This window comes from uncultured Thalassospira sp. (genome assembly GCF_963976115.1).
Taxonomy (GTDB): domain Bacteria; phylum Pseudomonadota; class Alphaproteobacteria; order Rhodospirillales; family Thalassospiraceae; genus Thalassospira.
In genome coordinates this window covers 100522-118350 of record NZ_CAXBJJ010000009.1, presented here as the reverse complement: position 1 = coordinate 118350, position 17829 = coordinate 100522, and the positions used below count along the sequence as shown (strand labels likewise).

The 17829-nt window shown below is 53.1% G+C and carries 16 protein-coding genes; 3 read left to right on the top strand and 13 right to left on the bottom strand.

All coding sequences use genetic code 11. From position 1 onward, the window contains the following. Window positions 1–288 precede the first annotated feature (288 nt). Entirely contained in the window at window positions 289–1035 is a 747-nt protein-coding gene (locus tag AAC086_RS13410) for an SDR family oxidoreductase (RefSeq protein ID WP_339779286.1), read from the top strand. A gap of 157 nt (window positions 1036–1192) precedes the next feature. Here the strand turns inward: AAC086_RS13410 and AAC086_RS13405 are convergent, their stop codons facing one another. The 10 genes from AAC086_RS13405 to AAC086_RS13360 all read right to left on the bottom strand — a co-directional run bounded on the left by AAC086_RS13405 (window position 1193) and on the right by AAC086_RS13360 (window position 13165). Beyond that, window positions 1193–2032, bottom strand: a complete 840-nt coding sequence (locus AAC086_RS13405) for an aspartyl/asparaginyl beta-hydroxylase domain-containing protein (protein WP_339779284.1) — start codon at window positions 2030–2032, stop codon at window positions 1193–1195. Between the two features lie 538 nt (window positions 2033–2570). Continuing rightward, window positions 2571–3131, bottom strand: coding sequence for a hypothetical protein (locus tag AAC086_RS13400; protein ID WP_339779283.1), 561 nt, complete (start codon window positions 3129–3131; stop codon window positions 2571–2573). Between the two features lie 396 nt (window positions 3132–3527). Next, window positions 3528–4745: a 5-aminolevulinate synthase gene (gene hemA, locus AAC086_RS13395; RefSeq protein WP_339779281.1), complete on the bottom strand. Its 1218-nt coding sequence runs from the start codon at window positions 4743–4745 to the stop codon at window positions 3528–3530. 602 nt (window positions 4746–5347) lie between these two features. Beyond that, on the bottom strand, window positions 5348–6781 hold the full coding sequence (locus AAC086_RS13390; protein WP_339779279.1) for an aspartate aminotransferase family protein: 1434 nt from the start codon (window positions 6779–6781) through the stop codon (window positions 5348–5350). A gap of 207 nt (window positions 6782–6988) precedes the next feature. Then, window positions 6989–7831: a universal stress protein gene (locus tag AAC086_RS13385; RefSeq protein WP_339779277.1), complete on the bottom strand. Its 843-nt coding sequence runs from the start codon at window positions 7829–7831 to the stop codon at window positions 6989–6991. Window positions 7832–8065: 234 nt separating this feature from the next. Continuing rightward, a complete protein-coding gene (locus AAC086_RS13380) occupies window positions 8066–8599 on the bottom strand; it encodes a hypothetical protein (protein ID WP_339779275.1) in 534 nt (177 codons plus the stop codon). A 108-nt stretch (window positions 8600–8707) separates the two neighbouring features. Continuing rightward, entirely contained in the window at window positions 8708–9694 is a 987-nt protein-coding gene (locus AAC086_RS13375) for an ABC transporter permease (RefSeq protein WP_339779273.1), read from the bottom strand. Continuing rightward, window positions 9691–10644 (bottom strand): ABC transporter permease, encoded by a 954-nt coding sequence (locus AAC086_RS13370; protein ID WP_339779271.1) that lies wholly within the window; start codon window positions 10642–10644, stop codon window positions 9691–9693. The genes AAC086_RS13375 and AAC086_RS13370 overlap by 4 nt, the downstream gene beginning before the upstream one ends. 6 nt (window positions 10645–10650) lie before the next feature. Next, the gene (locus AAC086_RS13365; protein ID WP_339779270.1) at window positions 10651–12315 is read right to left on the bottom strand and encodes a peptide ABC transporter substrate-binding protein; all 1665 of its coding nucleotides are present in this window, start codon (window positions 12313–12315) and stop codon (window positions 10651–10653) included. 157 nt (window positions 12316–12472) lie between these two features. Further along, complete coding sequence (locus AAC086_RS13360) at window positions 12473–13165, bottom strand: orotate phosphoribosyltransferase (protein WP_339779269.1); 693 nt, start codon at window positions 13163–13165, stop codon at window positions 12473–12475. On the opposite strand from AAC086_RS13360, the gene AAC086_RS13355 reads away from it, so the two are divergent. Both AAC086_RS13355 and AAC086_RS13350 read left to right on the top strand, forming a co-directional pair. Further along, window positions 13164–13382, top strand: coding sequence for a hypothetical protein (locus AAC086_RS13355; protein ID WP_339779268.1), 219 nt, complete (start codon window positions 13164–13166; stop codon window positions 13380–13382). The genes AAC086_RS13360 and AAC086_RS13355 overlap by 2 nt on opposite strands. Before the next feature lie 99 nt (window positions 13383–13481). Then, the gene (locus tag AAC086_RS13350; protein WP_339779266.1) at window positions 13482–14267 is read left to right on the top strand and encodes an enoyl-CoA hydratase-related protein; all 786 of its coding nucleotides are present in this window, start codon (window positions 13482–13484) and stop codon (window positions 14265–14267) included. Between the two features lie 23 nt (window positions 14268–14290). On the opposite strand, the gene AAC086_RS13345 is transcribed toward AAC086_RS13350, so the two are convergent. From AAC086_RS13345 to AAC086_RS13335, 3 genes are all read right to left on the bottom strand, one after another. After that, complete coding sequence (locus AAC086_RS13345; RefSeq protein WP_339779265.1) at window positions 14291–14800, bottom strand: DinB family protein; 510 nt, start codon at window positions 14798–14800, stop codon at window positions 14291–14293. A gap of 69 nt (window positions 14801–14869) precedes the next feature. Next, on the bottom strand, window positions 14870–16099 hold the full coding sequence (locus AAC086_RS13340; protein ID WP_339779264.1) for a multidrug effflux MFS transporter: 1230 nt from the start codon (window positions 16097–16099) through the stop codon (window positions 14870–14872). A gap of 311 nt (window positions 16100–16410) precedes the next feature. Further along, window positions 16411–17820 (bottom strand): TRAP transporter large permease subunit, encoded by a 1410-nt coding sequence (locus AAC086_RS13335; RefSeq protein WP_339779262.1) that lies wholly within the window; start codon window positions 17818–17820, stop codon window positions 16411–16413. Between the last annotated feature and the right edge of the window lie 9 nt (window positions 17821–17829).

Genomic DNA, 17829 nt, shown 5'->3' with positions numbered 1-17829 from the left:
TGAAAAGCCCGGATATCGGTGCTTAAATTAAATCGGCTGCACATGTATTTTTCGGCTTCCGTGACGGGGCAGGTGGCGCTGGTGGATAAATCCGCCTATATCAGCAAGACAGATCAATGCCTTGCACGCGATATTGTTTTACAAACCGTATGGATGGCCCCTGACAGAGTATCATTGCGAATTGATGAGCAAAGATGGCAGGGCCAAATGCAGATTGCAGGTCTTCATTCCGGCGGGGGCCAGTGATATAAACGGCGTTCATCGTCGCTACCAGCAAGGAAACCATTTATGAGCAACGCCGTTGCCCCGAAAACCGTTGTTCTGACCGGTGCCAGCCGTGGCATTGGCCATGTTACTGTTGGATATTTTGCCAGTCGTGGTTGGCGGGTGATTTGTTGTTCGCGCGAAGCGCCGCCGCCCAGTTGTCCGCGCGACCCGTCCCAGGGCATTCACATTCGCGCCGATCTTTCCAAACCCGAAGAGGTCGAAAGTTTTATTGCCCAGGCGAATGATATTTTAGGTGATGACCCGTTACATGCCTTGGTTAATAATGCCGGTGTATCGCCCAAAACACCTTATAAAGAGCGCCTTGGCTGCCTGAATGGCGATATTGACGGTTGGCGCGATGTGTTTGAACTCAACTTTTTTACCCCGTTAACCTTGTCGCGCGGCTTTGCCGCTGCCCTTCATCGCGGCAAGGGGGCCATTTGCAATATTACCTCGATTGCGGGGCATTATGTGCATCCGTTTGCCGGTTCGGCCTATTCAACCTCGAAAGCGGCGTTGTCGGGTCTGACCCGCGAAATGGCGGTGGAATTTGCCGAACTTGGGGTGCGGGTGAATGCCGTGGCACCGGGTGAAATTAAAACGGCAATGATTTCGCCGGAATATGAAGCCCTGGTGCCGCGTATTCCCATGAACCGGATGGGCACCCCTGAAGATGTTGCCGCGGCCGTGCATTATCTGGTCGGGGATGAATCAAGTTATGTGACCGGCACGGAAATATTCGTGACCGGCGGGCAGCATTTATACTGATCCTAAAAGCGGTAGGAACCATCTCAAATCGCAATAAAGAACCCCCGATCTGACTATCAGCCGGGGGTGTTTTTTGCGATGCCCGATGGTTTGGCGATGTCTGATACAGGGTAGGGCGGATCAGGTTGCAACGGGGCGTGTGACAACCTGCATGACGTCACCCGTTTTGAGACTGATTACGAAGCTGTTCGGCTTCGGCATAGAATTTCTTTTCCCATTCCTTGTGATTATCGAGCCCCTCTTTGAGGAACGGCGTGAAAATCGCAAGGTTCATCAAGATGGTATGAACAAGACGGGCCGGAAATTTAAGCGGTTTTTCGAAATCAACAAACAGCACCACACGGGTTTTATCGGTGTGGTTCCAGGCTTCATGATCATAGGCATCATCAAAAATCAGAACCTTGCCTTCCTGCCAGTGGCAAACCTGTTTATCAACGCGAATGGCAAGTTTGTCGGCAGGTTCGGGCACAATAAGCCCCAAATGCATGCGCAAAACACCGTTATACGGTCCGCGGTGTGCGGGTAAATGTTTGCCCGGTTCGAAAATGGAAAACATTGCGGTTTTAAGGCCGGGAATTTTATTTACGATCCGCCATGTTTCCGGGCAGGTCTGAATGGCTTTTTCCGACTTAACGCCAAAACCTAATAGAAAAAAGGTTTTCCAATGAGTGTCGGTCGATATGGTTTTCACATCGGTTGAAATATCCTGAAACGAGGGCAGGTCGCTTTGGCGTTTTAAAACCTCGTCCAGTTCCTTCCGAATGGCAGGCCATTCTTTTTCAATTTCCGCCGCCCACGGAAAGGTCGCATTGTCGTAAACTGGTGGGTTTCCCAATTTGGCGTATTTGTAATTAAGACGTTCGGCCCATGAAACGATGCCCATGAAAAAGCGGGTAATTCGGCTGGGGCGGCCCATGGGGTCGATACCGTCAGTGCCAAAACTTTGTTTTGGGTCAGAATTGATTTTTGGCGCTATCGACATATCATAATCAGACATCTTTATGCACTTTCATAATCAGGCACTTAAGCAGTTCGATTGTCATTGGCCAACAGAACCAGGCGACGTGTTGGCCGATTTTTGTGCGCTTATAAAGTCTTTATAAGCACATCGCATTTTTGTTCTTGCCAAATTTGTCCAGAAGAACCCGTTGGTCAAGTTTAAATCCGGCCTTATTAAAGGAAACATGCTCTAAGTATTAATAAAAGACAATATGTTGCCATGGTTGGGACGATGCCATGGCGAAGCGACCGCCAACGTGGATTGTCGCTGCATTTTTTGCCAGGGCATGTGGCAACACAATAACCTTCGTCGGTGTAAAATCGAATATGTGATCACCATCGGGGGGGCGGAAAGATGTATTCGTTGGCATTTTATCTGGTAGGGGATGGGGTGACGTTCCCTGTTTCTGTTTCCACAGAAACACAAGGCCTGTCAGGCAGGCGGAACTTTCGAAAAATCAGGGCGAGTTGCCATCGGTATGGATTTGATTGTGAAGGCCTCAACGGGTTTTGGGGGCTGCGGCGCGCGGTATCGGTCAGGACGAAGACGCATTTTCCGGCACCATAAGGGTGGTTAGCCAGGCGTGCTTTTGCCGCAGGCGGGAAATTTCCATGTCGATCCAGCCGACAAAGGCACCAACATCATTAATATGCTGTTCGCGCAGGGCCAGCATCCGGTCAAGTTCCAGTTCGCACACATCTTGCAGGATTTCAATCTGATCCTGGCGGGTTTCGGCATCCAGTAAATGCAGGAACCGCATTTTAAGGGCCATCACCAGACGGGAAAGCTCGCCCGAGGTATCGCGCAATGTGCCTTGCATCAATTCATCAAACTTGCGTCGTCCGGCATCGGTCAGGGAAAGTTCGCCCTCACCCTTGCCACCGGTGCCGCATGTTTCGCGCACCAACCCTTCGAGTTTCAAAAGCTGTAACGATGACCCCATCATGTCAAGCGACGGCCCCATGATATGGGCCGTAAAATGACGCACCAGATTGGCCAGATCGGCATAGCTGATCGGTTGGTCTGACAAGGCCAGAGTCCCAAGTGCACACAGGCGAAGACATTCTTTGGGCAGCAAGGTTCTATCCGTATACATGGCGGTTCCCGATCCGTTTCAGGTTCCGACGTTAACGCGAACGGTTCTTAATTGCAAGGTATTTGACCAACCGCAATGATCTTCTACTTTCAGAATATAGCGACAAGACGGCCAATTGCAAACGGGACAAAGCGTGCATGGTTCTTTGCGTGTCGGGTAATCTGCTCGACCATTACCGCTATATTTTTAAAGGATGAATAAAGCATGGATCATATTAAAGGAAATATGCTTTAGAACCGTTATTGATGTCGGAAAAAGGGCAATCGTTATGGTCTGTTTACGATGCTTTACGACGGTCGGATCCATGACAAATCTGTATTTTGGTAAAACAAAACCCCGCCAATTTGGCGAGGCTTTGTTCGTTGTTCTGGCTGGTGGTTTTGCGGCCCGTTATGATCAGGCTGCTTTTTGAATGCCCAACTGGCCCCAGACGGTCAGCAGGGAAGTGATCAGATGGTCGATCAATTCGTCATTATGCAGTGGGCCGGGGGTAAAGCGCAGGCGTTCAGTGCCGCGCGGTACGGTCGGATAGTTGATCGGCTGAACATAAATGTCGTGATCATAAAGCAGGCGGTCGCTGGCTTCCTTGCACATGGCGGCATCGCCCACCATCAACGGCACGATATGGCTGGGTGCATCCATCACCGGCAGGCCGGCATCGCGCATGCGCTGACGCAGGGTTTCGGCACGTTCCTTCTGGGTTTCGCGTTCGACATTGCTTTCTTTTAAATGACGAATGCTGGCAAGGGCACCTGCGGCAATGCTGGATGGGTGGGAACTGGTAAAAATAAAGCCGTTGCCAAAGCTGCGGACGAAATCGATGACTTCGGCTTTGCCCGCGATATAGCCGCCAATCACACCAAAGGCCTTGGCCAGCGTGCCCTGAATAATATCAACGCGGTCCATGACGCCATCGCGTTCGGCAACGCCACCGCCGCGCGGGCCATACATGCCAACGGCATGAACTTCGTCAAGGTAGGACAGGGCGTTATATTTTTCGCACAAATCCAGAATCTTGCTGATCGGGGCGATGTCGCCATCCATCGAATAAACCGATTCAAAGGCGACAATCTTGGCGCGGTTGGGGCCAAGGTCAGCCAGAATCTGTTCGAGATGCTCAACATCATTATGTTTCCAGATGCGGCGTTCGGCCTTGGAATGGCGCATGCCTTCGATCATGGAATTGTGGTTGAACGCATCGGAAACAATTACGCAATCGGGCAGCTTGGTGCCCAGCGTTGACAGCGTTGTCCAGTTGGCAACGTAACCCGATGTCATCAGAAGGGCGGCTTCCTTGCCATGCAGGTCGGCCAGTTCTTCTTCCAGAGCAACATGGAAATGGTTGGTGCCAGAAATGTTGCGCGTGCCACCAACACCGCCACCCTGACCGCTGACATCGGCCATCATGGCTTCAAGCACCTTGGGGTGCTGGCCCATGCCCAGATAATCGTTCGAGCACCACACCGTAATTTTTCGCGGTGCTTCACCATTACCAGGATGAAGCCACGCGCGGGGAAATTCACCGACGATGCGTTCAAGATTGGCGAAGACACGATAACGGCCTTCAGCCTTCAGGCCACCAATCGCGTCTTTGAAGAAATTGTTATAATTCATCTTTATATCTTTCGCCTGTCGCTTCACGGTTTGTGTGCGGTGCATCCCGCGAAGGTCCTTATCTATCCCGCGTATCGTTTTGATCTGGCGGGAACAGCATTTCCGGGCGGGCTTTGTCCGGGGGTGTGCTGCGCTTATCGATCAATTAATCGTTCTGCGCATTGACCCTTATCAAATTTTTAAGCGATTCCAAGCTCACCACGAACCATGCTGGCAGAAAGGCGTTCCATCCTGTTATGTGTCGATCTCGCCCCTGGACACCAATTTGGCGTTAATGGCGGGGTTTGGCAAGCCCAACTGCCGTAATTTCGCCCACATGGCACGCATGCGTAGTTTAAATGACGCAAAATGTGTGAAACATCGACGGTACCAACAAAGATATATGATGAAAATCAGCCCTCTGGGGCATATCTGACCTTAAATTGTCGCCATTCATAGGCCGGGACAGGTTTGGTAACCGACCGGGTAGAGTCGCGGCAGTGCACAATGGGCCACGGGTTTGACGGACAAATCGCCACTTTTGAACTGCCAATAACATCAAGGCCCGGACGATATGCCGGGCCTTGATGCCATCAGGTTTTTGGTGGCGCGCTTTTTGGCTGTTAAATTGCCTTGTGCCATTTGGTCAGGGCGGCTTCGACGCCGTCAAACATGGCGTCAATTTGCGGGTCGGTAATGATTAGCGGCGGGCATATGGCAACGCTGTCGCCCAGCGCGCGCAAAATGACACCTTCCTTCAGGCACAGCTCGGCAACGGCTTTGCCTGCCCAGCCGACCGGGGTGAAGGGCGTTTTGGCACATTTGTCGGCCACCAGTTCAAAGGCACCAATCAGGCCCTTGCCCCGGGTTTCGCCCACATTTTCAAATTTGCTAAGATCGCGCAGGCGTTGCTGAAAATGTCCCATCACATGGCGAACATGATCAACGATGCCGTCTTCTTCATAAATCTTAAGAGTTTCAAGGGCAACGGCCGCAGCCACAGGATGACCGGAATAGGTGAAGCCGTGGCCAAAAGCTCCCACTTCATCAGCCCCTTTTTTCAGGGCCTGATAAATCTTTTCATTGATGAAAAGGGCCGAGATCGGTTGATAGGCAGATGAAAGCTGTTTGGCGACCGTGATCATATCGGGTTTAAGGCGGAAGGTTTCGGTGCCAAACATGCGGCCGGTTCGGCCAAAGCCGCAGATCACTTCGTCGGCAATAAACAGAATGTCGTAACGGTTCAGAACTTCCTGGATTTTATCAAAATAGGTGCGCGGCGGCACAACCACCCCGCCGGCCCCCATGATCGGTTCGGCAATAAAGGCGGCAACCGTTTCGGGGCCTTCGGCCTGGATCAGGTCTTCAAGCGATTCGGCCATGCGGGTGGCAAAATCTTCTTCGGTTTCATAGGGTTGTGCTTCGCGCCAGAAATGCGGGGTTTCGGTGTGCAAAATGCGGTCGATCGGTAAATCGAACAATTTGTGATTGCCCGGAAGCCCGGTAAGCGATGCCGATGCCACGGTAACGCCGTGATAGCCGCGCTTGCGCGAAATGATTTTCTTCTTTTCCGGCTGGCCAATGGCATTGTGATAATACCACACCATCTTGATCGCGCTGTCGGTGGCTTCGGACCCGGAATTGGCAAAAAATACCTTTGACATCGGCACCGGTGCCAGTTCCAAAAGCTTTGCCGCCAGATCAATGGTCGGGTTGGTGCTGCGCGAGGCAAAGTGATGGTAAAAGGGCAGCGTTTCAAGCTGCTTTGTTGCCGCGGCGACCAGTCGTTTTTCACTAAAGCCCAATGACGTGCACCACAGACCTGCCATGCCTTCGATATAATCGCGACCATTGTCATCGGTGACATAAATACCGTTACCCTTGGTGATCACCATCGGGCCGGTTTTTTCATGGGTGGTGAAATTGGTGTAGGGATGCAAAACGCTGGCAATGTCGCGGCTGGCAGCTGAATTGCCCAAGGCGGTGTTGGTTGGCGCTGCCGTGGGGGATGCGATATCAGCAGTGGTATCGGCAGTGGTATCGGTAGTGGTGGTCATGGCGAACCTCGTAAATCGGGTAAATCTGTTTGCGCCGACTGTATCTGCTTGGCATGCAACGGGGAATCATTTCTTGCGCTGATCGGGCGAATGTTGTGGTGATGCCCGGTGGGTCAGCTTGGGTTTGAAGCGGCCACAAAAGGCAAAACGGCCAATCTTGTGATCAGCCGTTTTGCGCGATGGGTCGATTGGGGACGAAATACAGGCCTAGTGTGAAAACAGCACAGGAACCGTCATGTGTTTCAACAGGTGCTGTGTGACGCCACCCAGCATCAGTTCGCGCAGGCGCGGGCGGCCATAGGCCCCGCACAGAATCAGATCGATGCTTTCATCCGCTGCACGCGACAACAGCAGGTCACCGACACTGATGCCTTCGGCATTCATGGTTTCCTTGCGGACATTCACGCCGTGGCGTGCCAGACGGTCGGCAATATCAACACCGGGCACAGGAATGGAATCCCGCGCTGCCTTGTTGGGATCGGCGCACAGAACCAGTGCCGATTTGGCATTTTCCAGGAACGCCATGCCGTCATTTACGGCGCGAACGGCTTCGCGGTAAGGTTTCCATGCCACCATGACACGGGTGCCAACGGTTTCGTATTTGCCATAGCGCGGCACCACCAGTACCGGTGCGCCCGCCGTCAGAATAACCTTGTCGGGCATTTCGGACGTTGACGACGGATCAGAACTTTCCGGGTCGTACTGGCCCAGAACCGTTAAATCATGATGGCGGGCATACATGGCGACCGTGTCGGAAATTTCGGTTGCCAGGCAATTTGCTTCTTGCCAGCTAAACGGCACACCGGCTTTTTCGCAGGCATCAACAAAGGTTACTTTGGCTTCGGCGGCACCTTCACGAATGGTGCGGCGCTGCGCTTCCATGATGTCGGCGGAGATCTGAACTTCCATGAAACGCGGAATTTCGGCGCGCGGCAAAACATAAACACCGGTTAAATGCGCCTTGTGTGCCTTTGCAACTGTCAGCGCAACCGACAACCTTTCGGTGCACGGTTTGGTATTGTCGATGTGAACAAGCATATCGCGAAACATCAGCCAGAAGCTCCTTCCTGCGCGGCCCGGACATATGGTTAGAACAGCCGGGCGATAATGATGATGACAGGGTAAACCAGCGATTTGACGTTAACTTTGTTCTATCTCAAAACAGTATTTAAAAACCTGCCTGCATCGTCCCGAACAACCGGGAGTAAGCAGACGTTAAGGGTATTTACCTGAAAACTCAATGCATGTGGCAAAATGGTGGGCAATAATATCGGTATCACGGCGTTAACCGCCGGGCGTTAGCGGAATTTCCTTTTCCATCGACGGTGCTGTTTGCGGCACGATGGGATCGACGAAATCCTGGCCCGAAATAGCGCGAAGGCTTTGGCGCAATTGCCGCGAAAGATTGGGCCAGTTAACCTGCAATGTCGTGCAGGATGCCGCGTCGGCCTCGGTCAGGCAACGGTTTGCCATGCGGTCCAGAATACCCAGGGCAATGCGGGCTTCGTCAAGTTCGATTTGTTGTGATGGCGACAGGGGAATGCCACTGCCATGGGCCGATGGGCCAGGCATGGAGGTGTCATTGGTGATCGATACTGGCGCGGGTGATGTTGCTGATGGTGCTGTCGCTGTTGGCGCGGCCATGCCATGTTGTGCCGCAGGGGAAGCTTGCAGGGTTGGTCCCCACGGCGTCACAATGCCGGAAGTCGCAGACGTCGCTGTATTTTGTTGCTGCGGATAGGTCGGCGCACAGCCGACAAGGGCCGCCAAAGCCGCTAGTGGAACAAGCCGCCCCATGATGCCGCGATATGGTGTCATGCAAGGCTCCTTTGCCCATCGGTTGCGTCGCCCCGATTTAGCGTCAAATCCCGGGTGCATCGACGTCATGATGTTGTTTCCCCTGGATCATATTAAAGGAAATATACTTTATTGTGCCGTTTGCGTGTCATCTTGTCCAGCCGCTGGCATGGTGTCGGTATCTGCCCGCGGGTCCAGCGCGTCTTGCAATCCGTCACCTAAAAAGTTTACCGCAATAACGGTGATAAAAATCAGCAGACCCGGCCACAGGGCCAACAGCGGCGCATCCCAGATAAATTCCTGCGCATGGGTCAGCATATTGCCCCAACTAGGTACGGGTGGCTGAATCCCTAACCCCAAAAAACTCAGCACACTTTCCATCAATATCACATTGCCCACCGCCAGCGTGGTGGCAATGATGATGGGCGTAACAACATTGGGTAAAATATGGCGCATAATAATGTGCACGGGTCCGCCGCCCAATGCCCGTGCCGCCATAACAAATTCGCGTTCGCGCAGGGCCAGGGTTGCCGCGCGCACCAGCCGTGCCACGGTTGTCCAGCCAAACAGGGCAATGATCAGGATAATGCGGTACAGGCTGAAACTTTCGCCATTGACGATGTCGCGCGGAATGCCAAGTTTACCAGGGTCAATCGCGGCCAGCACAATCAGCAATGGCAGCAATGGCAACGAAATCACCCCGTCGGTAAAGCGCATTAAAAAACCATCGATCCAGCCGCCGCGAAACCCGGCAATAACACCAATGATGGTGCCAAGAACCGCTGCACACAAAGCCGAACTCACCCCCACCATTAATGATACCTGCCCGCCATATAACAGGCGCAAAAGCACATCGCGGCCTAATTCGTCGGTGCCGAGCGGATGATCGGGGCTGGGCGCGCCGTAGCGCGAAAACAGGTCAACCGCCTGTGCGTCCGTTCCCAGAAAATGCGCCACCAGCGGGGCGCACAACGACGCTATGGCAAATAAAACCAGCACAAGCAGGCTGATCCAGGCCAGCTTGTGGCGTGAAAACCGATTTGCTGCCAGGCGCCACGGGCTGGCAGATTTGGGATGGGAATGGGGGGTGATGCTGCTTTTCCGAGGTTGGATCATGACAGTTTCACCCGTGGGTCGAGCAGCTTGTAGCCAATATCGGCCAGTAAATTGCCGATCAACGTCACCAGCGTTGCCAGCATTAACCCGGCCATAGCCAGATTGTAATCAGACCCGATCACCGCATTGTAAATAAGCCGTCCCATGCCGGGCCATGAAAACAGGGTTTCCGTGATCAATGCGCCAGAAAACAAACTGCCAAATTCCAGCCCCAACAGGGTCACGACCGGCATCATGCCATTGCGCAAGGCATGGCGAATGACAACGCCGCGTTCCGACAGGCCCTTGGCGCGCGCGGTGCGGATAAAATCCTGGCGCATGACCTCGATCATGGAACCGCGGACAAAGCGAATATGTGATCCGACACTGGCAATGGTAAGGGTGGCGACGGGCAAAATCATATAGCGTAATCCTTCCCAGCCACGGGCATTGTCAAGCTGGCCGGTGCCGCCTGCGGGCAACCAGTGCAGGGTTACAGCAAAGACCAGGATCGCCACCAGCCCCAGCCAGAAAGGCGGGATTGACACGCCGGCAAAAGCGGCAAGGTTAATGCCGTAATCGCGAAAGGATTGTGGTTTTAAGGCCGCATAAATACCGGCAGGCAGGGCAATGGCCAATGACAACGCCCAGCTTGCCAGCATCAGTTTCAGGCTGTTGACCAATGCCGGACCAATCAATGTGGTGACGGGTTGGGTAAACAGCCGGGAATAGCCAAAATCCCCGTTCAGCGCCGACCATAACCAGTGCAACCAGCGCAGGACTAACGGCTGATCCAACCCGTACAGGCCCTTAAGACGGGCGACATCGGCCGATGTGATCGACGGATTTGCCGTGATCATAAGATCAATCGGGTCGCCCGGCATCAGCCCGATCAGCACATAGGCCCCAAACGACACCAAAACCATGACCAATGCGGTTTGCCAAAGCCGACTGAAAATAAAACGCCGCATATCTGTTTATTGATCCGTGCGATGCCATTGCTCAGCCCAAAGCGAGCTGGGATACATATGGCCGGTCGGACGAATGCCCTTAAGCCATTTGGGAAAAATGAAACCGCTTTCACCATGATACAGTGGCAGGGCGGGAAGGTCTGTCGCGTAGATTTTTTGCAATTCGTGCCATAACGGGATGCGCTTGTTAAAATCAAGCTCCAGTTCGATCTGGTCGATCAGGGCGTTGACTTTGGGGTTGTTATAGCCGGTATAATTCTGGCCTTCATATTGGTTTTCTGCGGTTGGGATCTGGTCGGATTTTAAGATGGTCAGCGGCAAATGTTCGGGGGCTGATATCCAGCCAAACATCGCCAGGCCATCAAATTTGCGCTGTGGCAGGGTTTCGCCAAACAAAACGCGGGCGGGCTGGTTTAAAATATCCACATCAATACCCGCCTGTTTCCAGCGGTTTTGCAAGACCTGCTGAATGAGCTGGCCGGTGCTGCTTTCGGTGGCACCATAAAGGGTGAAATGCAGGGTTTCACCCGCCGCATTTTTGCGCATGGCTTTGCCGGTGCGTGTCCATCCGGCATCATTTAACAGGGCGTCGGCCTTTTTTGCGTCAAACTGGTAATGCAGGACATCGTCGGTAAAAACCGGGTCGTCAGGGTGAATGAAATCCAGTGTTGGTGCATTTTTACCGGCAAACAGTTTCTGGCTGATTTCGTTGCGGTCGATGGCATATAGTAATGCCTGGCGCACGCGGCGGTCGCCTAGCGGGGCAAAGGCACTGTTTACATCAAGATGATAATAGGACAGGCCCTTTTTGTAGGTAATGTCATATTGGTCGCCAAACCGTTTTTCAAAACCGATCACCTTGTCCAGCGACAGGCCGATTTCGCCGGGGGTATAATCAATTTCGCCCGCCCGCAAGGATGCCTCAAGGGCGGCTGTATTTTCAAAATTGCGCAGTTGAATGTCGGTGATTTGCGGTTTTTTGCCCCACCAATAGGGGTTTTCTTTCAGCATCACTGCACTGGCGGTAATCACCTTTGTGACCAGATAGGGGCCAAACCACAGGCCCGGTGTGTCGGGTGCTGTGACATACAGGCTGCGTTTTTGATAGGATGCCGGGTCCGCGTCAAATATTGGTTTTTCCAGATGGGCGGGTAAAATCTCAACACCCATAAAGGCGTTATAGCTGTAATCGATCCGGTCCAGTGTGACGGTGAAATGATGGTCATCAACAATGTTGAAATCGACAATCCGGTCGAAAACTTCCTTGTCGGCAACCGCAACATCCTTGTTCTGACCAACGGCGATGCTAAAAGCCATATCCTGTGTGGTTAGCGGTTCGCCGTCGCCCCATTTGGCATTTTCCGGCAGCGACAGGCTTAGCTGGACGCCTTCCTTGCCATTGGCAAGCGGGACTTTTTTGGCAAGGCCATTGTCAAAGGATGGTACCGTATCGCACAGCATACAGGCGATTTTCCAGGTATGGTTGTAAACCATGATCGGGCGGCGGACGAAACCAAGGATATAGGATTGCACCGCTGACGCCGAAAAAGAGGGATGCAATGTTTCGGGATAGCCACTGATGCCGATTTTAAGAGTTTCATTGGCCTGGGCGATGCTGGCCGATGTCAGGGTGACCCAGGCTAGCAGCAAAATCCCGATCAGTTTACGCATTCATGCCTCCGTCTGGCGGGCGGACCCGGTAAATTGTCATTGGCTTTTAATGTGATTGAATTTTGCCCCCGGTGCAACGCCCGGATGCTGCCATGCAAAAGGCCGCCCGGGCGGGGCGGCCTTGAAAGACGGTCAGGTGTGGCGCAAGGGCCGGGAATTAGTCGTGTTTGCCGCCATGGGCTTTTGACCAGCCAATCGGATCGGCCAGAAAATTGCGCACGCCGTCAATGGCGTCCTTGCTGAAATCTTCGCCTTCCTCGGCAACGGCCAGCACGTCGTGCCAGGTGCACAGGTAATGCAGTTCGATATCGTCTTTTTTCAGTTCTTCAAGGGCATTGGGGAACACGCCGTAAAAGAACACAACAAAGGCATGTTTGCATTCGGCACCGGCTTCGCGGATGGCATTAACAAAGTTAACCTTCGATGCGCCGTCGGTTGCCAGATCTTCAACCAGCAAAACACGCTGGTCTTCGTGAATGTCACCTTCGATGCGGGCTTTGCGACCAAAACCCTTGGGTTTTTTACGCACATACTGCATCGGCAGGTCCAATGCTTCTGCCAGCCACGCCGAATAGGGGATGCCCGCTGTTTCGCCACCGGCAACCGCGTCAAACCGTTCATAACCGGCATTGTCCGAAATCTGGCGGGCGGCCAGTTCGATCACTTTGCGGCGCGCACGCGGAAATGAAATCAGTTTGCGGCAGTCAATATAGGTGGGGCTGGCCCAGCCAGATGTCAGGATATAGGGTTCTTCCGGCCGGAAATTAACCGCACCGATATCAAGCAGGATACGGGCGACCGTTTTGGCGGCATATGAACAATGCGAAGCGGTTTTGGATTCATCTGACATGGCTGTATTTCCTCTGGGCTCGGATAACGCGCCCGTCTTAGCCTTTTATCAGCCAAAGCGCAAAGAAAAGCCGCTGTCTGAATGGTCAGGAATGACAATTTGTTGTTTCAGCTTGGCCCAAAATGATGATCCCGCGCTTAACGAAAATATCCTTTCGGGAAAATTGAGGGCTGTATTGGCGGTTTTTTGGCAAAATCAGGCTGCGTACATCCCATAATTGTAATTTATTGTATCGGGCAACTTGTAGCAGATTGGCAAAGGATGCAAATCGCGTTATCGATAAAGGTGTGACGCATTTGAAAAAAGGGGCAATACCATGATGACTGACACTGGGCTGATTGCCGATATTGATGCCGGTATTGCCACCGTTCGTATTCATCAACCCGAGCGTAAAAACGCCCTGACCAAACCGATGTGGGCGGAACTGTCGCGCATGATCGTCGATCTGGGCGCACGCGATGATTTGCGCTGTGTGGTGATTCGCGGTGGGGCCGGGGCCGGTTTTGGGGCGGGTGCCGATATTCATGAATTCGTGCGCGAACGACGCGGATTTAACAAGGCGCGTGATTACGGTATGCTTCATGCCGAGGCCCTGCAAAATATTCAATCCTGCATTCACCCGGTTATTGCCGCAATTGACGGAGTTTGTGTCGGGGCTTCGATGGTTTTGGCCGCCGCGTGCGATTTTCGTATTGCCGCCGATGATGCCCGTTTCATGATGCCGCCGATGAAACTGGGCGCAACATTGGGATACCCGGAATTGCAAATCCTGCTGGATGTGCTGGGCCGTGCGACCTTGCTAGAAGTGCTGTTTGAGGGGCAAATGTTTGATGCCGCCCGGGCGCGACAAATCGGATTTGTCAGCCATGTTGTGTCTTTGGCCGATTTTGAGGGCGAAATTGCCAATGTCAGCAACCGGATCGCACGGGGTGCGCCGATCAGCCAGCGGATGCACAAAAAAATGATCAACCGGCTGACCGAAGGTGGCAGTATTTCGGGTCGTGAATTTGACGAGGCCTATATTGCCTTTGACAGCGACGATTTCGAAGAAGGCTATTCGGCATTTCTGGAAAAACGCAAACCGGTATTTCAGGGGCGTTAATCCTTAATCGTTGATTGCGATCATCAGAACGGCATATCCGGGGTGAGCGGAATATCGGTGATGCCGTAATCAAGGCCCATTTTGTGAAGTTCGCTGGTAATTTGCGACCGGTGGTGGGTTTGATGGTTAAATATTTGCAAGAAAAGAATCTGTAGCGGCACATCGCGCACTTTGCCGGTCACGTCGGCCAGGGTGCGGGTATTGTCCTGCCAGGCCGGGTTTTCCATGCGGGCGAATTTTTCAAGGGTGGCATCGGTTTCAACCCGCAGGCGGCGCAGGGTTTCAAAATCGTCGGCCATGACGATTTTTGGGGTAAATTCACCCGGGTTGCCACCGTTTAGCAGGGTCAGAATACGATGGTCGATATACAGGATGTGGTTTAATGTCGCCTGGATCGATCCAAAAAACATGCCCCGGTCCAACCGGCGTTCGTCATCGCCAATCTGATCGCACAAGTCAAACAGAACGCGGTTTTGCCAGCTGTTATAGCGGGCCAGTTCCTGCCCGCAGGCATTAAAGTCCATTAATGGCATTGTGAAGTTTCCTGATGTTTTTCGATAATTAAAGTGGCATGTCGGGTGTAAAAGGCATGCCAGACCTGTTCAGGGGGCGATGGCTGTGTTCTCGGTTGCCTGTTTGGGTTTGGCTACCAGGTGGGTCATGATATTGGCGAAAATGCCAAAACCCAGCATACAAATGGTCACCGGCCACAAACCGTTTTCAAAGGCATGAAGCCAGCCCAGAAAGACTCCGGCCAAGGCCCCGCATGAAAACTGCATCGTGCCCATAAGGGCGGTTGCCGTGCCGCCAATATGGGGGAAATATTGCATGAAGGATGCGGTGGCATTCGGGGCTGTCAGGCCAATGGCGCCCACCGAAACCATGATCAGCGGCACCACGACGTAAAGCGACGGGGTAAAGAAATTGCAGCTCACAAACAATGCAACGACCGCAGCAAGCTGTACACTAACACCGATTGCCAGAATTTGATGACATTCCATGCGTTTCAGCAGCGGGTTATTGATGCGGTTACAAAAAATGATCGTAAGCACATTGGCCCCGAATAAATAGGGGAAATGGGCCGGTTCGACACCGAAATAGTCGATATACATAAACGGAGAATCGGTGAGAAAGCTGAACATCACCGCACTGGCACCCGTATGGGCTAGCATGAAACCAACGGCATTACGGGTGCGCAAAACCTCCAGATAGGTCCACCATACGCGACGGGCCGGTCCGGCATAACGCGGTCGCAATTTGGTGGTTTCGGGCAGTTTCATCCACACGATGACCAGCATCAGGCTGCCATAAATCACCAGCAGAACAAAAATCGATCGCCAGTTGGAAAAGCTGAGCAATGCTGCCCCGACCGTCGGGGCGACCAACGGGGCGATCATCATGATGACGGCAACCAGGGCAAACATGCGTGCGGCTTCCTTGCCGTCAAACAAATCGCGGATCGATGCCCCCACGATCACCAGCGCAAACCCGCCGCCAATCGCCTGAATAAACCGCATGACGTTTAGCGCCAGCGGGCTTTGCACCGTTAAAATAATTGCACTGGCAAAAACATAAATCGCAAGGCCGGTCAGGGCGACCGGGCGGCGGCCAACGCGGTCAGACATGGGGCCGCCAACCAGTTGCCCCAGGGCAAAGCCGATCAGAAAACAACTGATCGAAACTTCAACATCATGAATGGGGGCGCCAAAATCCTTTGCCATCGCCGGAATGGCAGGCAAATAGGTGTCGATGGCAAAAGGGGCTATGGCCGTTAGGGCGGCCAGTAAAATGGCAAGCCGTTTGGTATTTAACGGCATGGCAGGGCTCTTCATGGGGCGGTCCGATCCCGGTTGGTCATCACGGTTTATAACGGTGTGTGTTTAATGCGTGTTCGGGCGGACTGATTTCGGGCGGCGGTCGCCGTTTTCCCAAATGATAAACGTCACCCCGGTTGCGGGGAGGGGACGCTTTGCCTGCCTGATTTTGTTTGAAACGATTCAATGATGTCTATTATCCATAAAAATCAGCAGCATTCAAATGGGCATAGTCATGAAGATGGAATAGCAGCCATGCAATTTTACAAATGAAAAAAGGGGTATCCCGCAACCGGAATACCCCTTGATGGTCAGATTATGTGGTGATGTTAGTAATTCATCACTTTTTCCGGGCCCATCAACAAGGTTGGCAACCAGGTTGAAATCGCCGGGATATAGGTAATGATGATCAGGAACACCAGCAGGATCAACAGCCACGGGAAGGCCGCCTTGACCACTTTTAGCAGGGGCATTCCCGTTATGCCCGATGTGACAAACAGATTAAGCCCGACGGGCGGCGTGATCATGCCGATTTCCATATTGACCACCATGATGATGCCCAGATGGATCGGATCAATGCCCAGCTTCATCGCAATCGGAAACAGGATCGGTGCCATGATCATCAGGATTGCGGACGGTTCCATAAAGTTACCGGCAATCAGCAGGATGATATTGACAACAATCAGGAAGCCCCACGCCGGAAGGCCCCAGCCAATGATGGCTTCGGCAATGGTGTGGGGAATGCGTTCGGTGGTCAGCACATGGGCAAACAGCATGGCGTTGGCAATGATGAACATCAGCATGATGGTCACTTTGCCAGCTTCGAGCAGAACGTGGCGAATGTCCTTGTCAAACGGTAACAGAACAATCGCTTTGCCCATCAGGCCGATATTGCGCGTGGCAATCGCCCCAAAGCCGGTATTGCCACCTTCCGGGATCCAAGGCTGTTCCTTGATCGGGCCCATGTCACGGTAAAACAGCACCGCAACCAGCATGGCATAGAACGATGCCACAGCGGCGGCTTCGGTCGGGGTGAAGACCCCGCCATAAATGCCCCCCATGATCAGAACGACCAACAGCAGGCCGCCGGAAGCCGACAGCAGGCTGCCGCCCCATTCACCAATCGACGGACGATCCTGTTTAGGCAGCTTTTTGATTTTGGCGACCACATAAATCACCAGCATCAGCATGCAGCCCACCATCAGGCCGGGAATAACCCCGCCCAGGAACATGCGGCCAACCGATACCTGGGTTGCTGCGGCATAAACCACCATCACGATGGAGGGCGGAATAAGAATGCCAAGTGTGCCTGCATTACAAATCACACCGGCCGCAAAGCTTTGCGGATAGCCTGATTTTACCATACCGGCAATCACGATGGAGCCAATCGCCACCACGGTTGCCGGGGAAGACCCCGATACAGCCGCAAACAGCATACAGGCCAGAACCGATGCCATGGCAAGGCCACCGGGAAACCAGCCAACACTGTTAACGGCAAAGTTAATCAGACGGCGGGCAACACCCCCGGTCGAGAGAAAGGTGGAGGCAAGAATGAAATAGGGAATGGCGAGCAGAGTGTAATGCTCCATCCCGCTGAAAAGTTTTTCTGCAAGTGTGGCCAGGCTGTCATTGCTAAATAGCAGGATCGTTGCCAGCGACGAAACACCAAGCGACAGGGCAATCGGCGCACCGAATGCCATTAACACAAACAGCAGAACAAACAGGAATGCAATGGTCATGAATAAGCG

Bases quoted from the DNA above. Each gene is read 5' to 3' on its own strand.
- AAC086_RS13410 (WP_339779286.1), top strand. From the start codon at position 289: ATGAGCAACGCCGTTGCCCCGAAAACCGTTGTTCTGACCGGTGCCAGC.
- AAC086_RS13405 (WP_339779284.1), bottom strand. From the start codon at position 2,032: ATGTCTGATTATGATATGTCGATAGCGCCAAAAATCAATTCTGACCCA.
- AAC086_RS13400 (WP_339779283.1), bottom strand. From the start codon at position 3,131: ATGTATACGGATAGAACCTTGCTGCCCAAAGAATGTCTTCGCCTGTGT.
- hemA (WP_339779281.1), bottom strand. From the start codon at position 4,745: ATGAATTATAACAATTTCTTCAAAGACGCGATTGGTGGCCTGAAGGCT.
- AAC086_RS13390 (WP_339779279.1), bottom strand. From the start codon at position 6,781: ATGACCACCACTACCGATACCACTGCCGATACCACTGCTGATATCGCA.
- AAC086_RS13385 (WP_339779277.1), bottom strand. From the start codon at position 7,831: ATGTTTCGCGATATGCTTGTTCACATCGACAATACCAAACCGTGCACC.
- AAC086_RS13380 (WP_339779275.1), bottom strand. From the start codon at position 8,599: ATGACACCATATCGCGGCATCATGGGGCGGCTTGTTCCACTAGCGGCT.
- AAC086_RS13375 (WP_339779273.1), bottom strand. From the start codon at position 9,694: ATGATCCAACCTCGGAAAAGCAGCATCACCCCCCATTCCCATCCCAAA.
- AAC086_RS13370 (WP_339779271.1), bottom strand. From the start codon at position 10,644: ATGCGGCGTTTTATTTTCAGTCGGCTTTGGCAAACCGCATTGGTCATG.
- AAC086_RS13365 (WP_339779270.1), bottom strand. From the start codon at position 12,315: ATGCGTAAACTGATCGGGATTTTGCTGCTAGCCTGGGTCACCCTGACA.
- AAC086_RS13355 (WP_339779268.1), top strand. From the start codon at position 13,164: ATGGCTGTATTTCCTCTGGGCTCGGATAACGCGCCCGTCTTAGCCTTT.
- AAC086_RS13360 (WP_339779269.1), bottom strand. From the start codon at position 13,165: ATGTCAGATGAATCCAAAACCGCTTCGCATTGTTCATATGCCGCCAAA.
- AAC086_RS13350 (WP_339779266.1), top strand. From the start codon at position 13,482: ATGATGACTGACACTGGGCTGATTGCCGATATTGATGCCGGTATTGCC.
- AAC086_RS13345 (WP_339779265.1), bottom strand. From the start codon at position 14,800: ATGCCATTAATGGACTTTAATGCCTGCGGGCAGGAACTGGCCCGCTAT.
- AAC086_RS13340 (WP_339779264.1), bottom strand. From the start codon at position 16,099: ATGAAGAGCCCTGCCATGCCGTTAAATACCAAACGGCTTGCCATTTTA.
- AAC086_RS13335 (WP_339779262.1), bottom strand. From the start codon at position 17,820: ATGACCATTGCATTCCTGTTTGTTCTGCTGTTTGTGTTAATGGCATTC.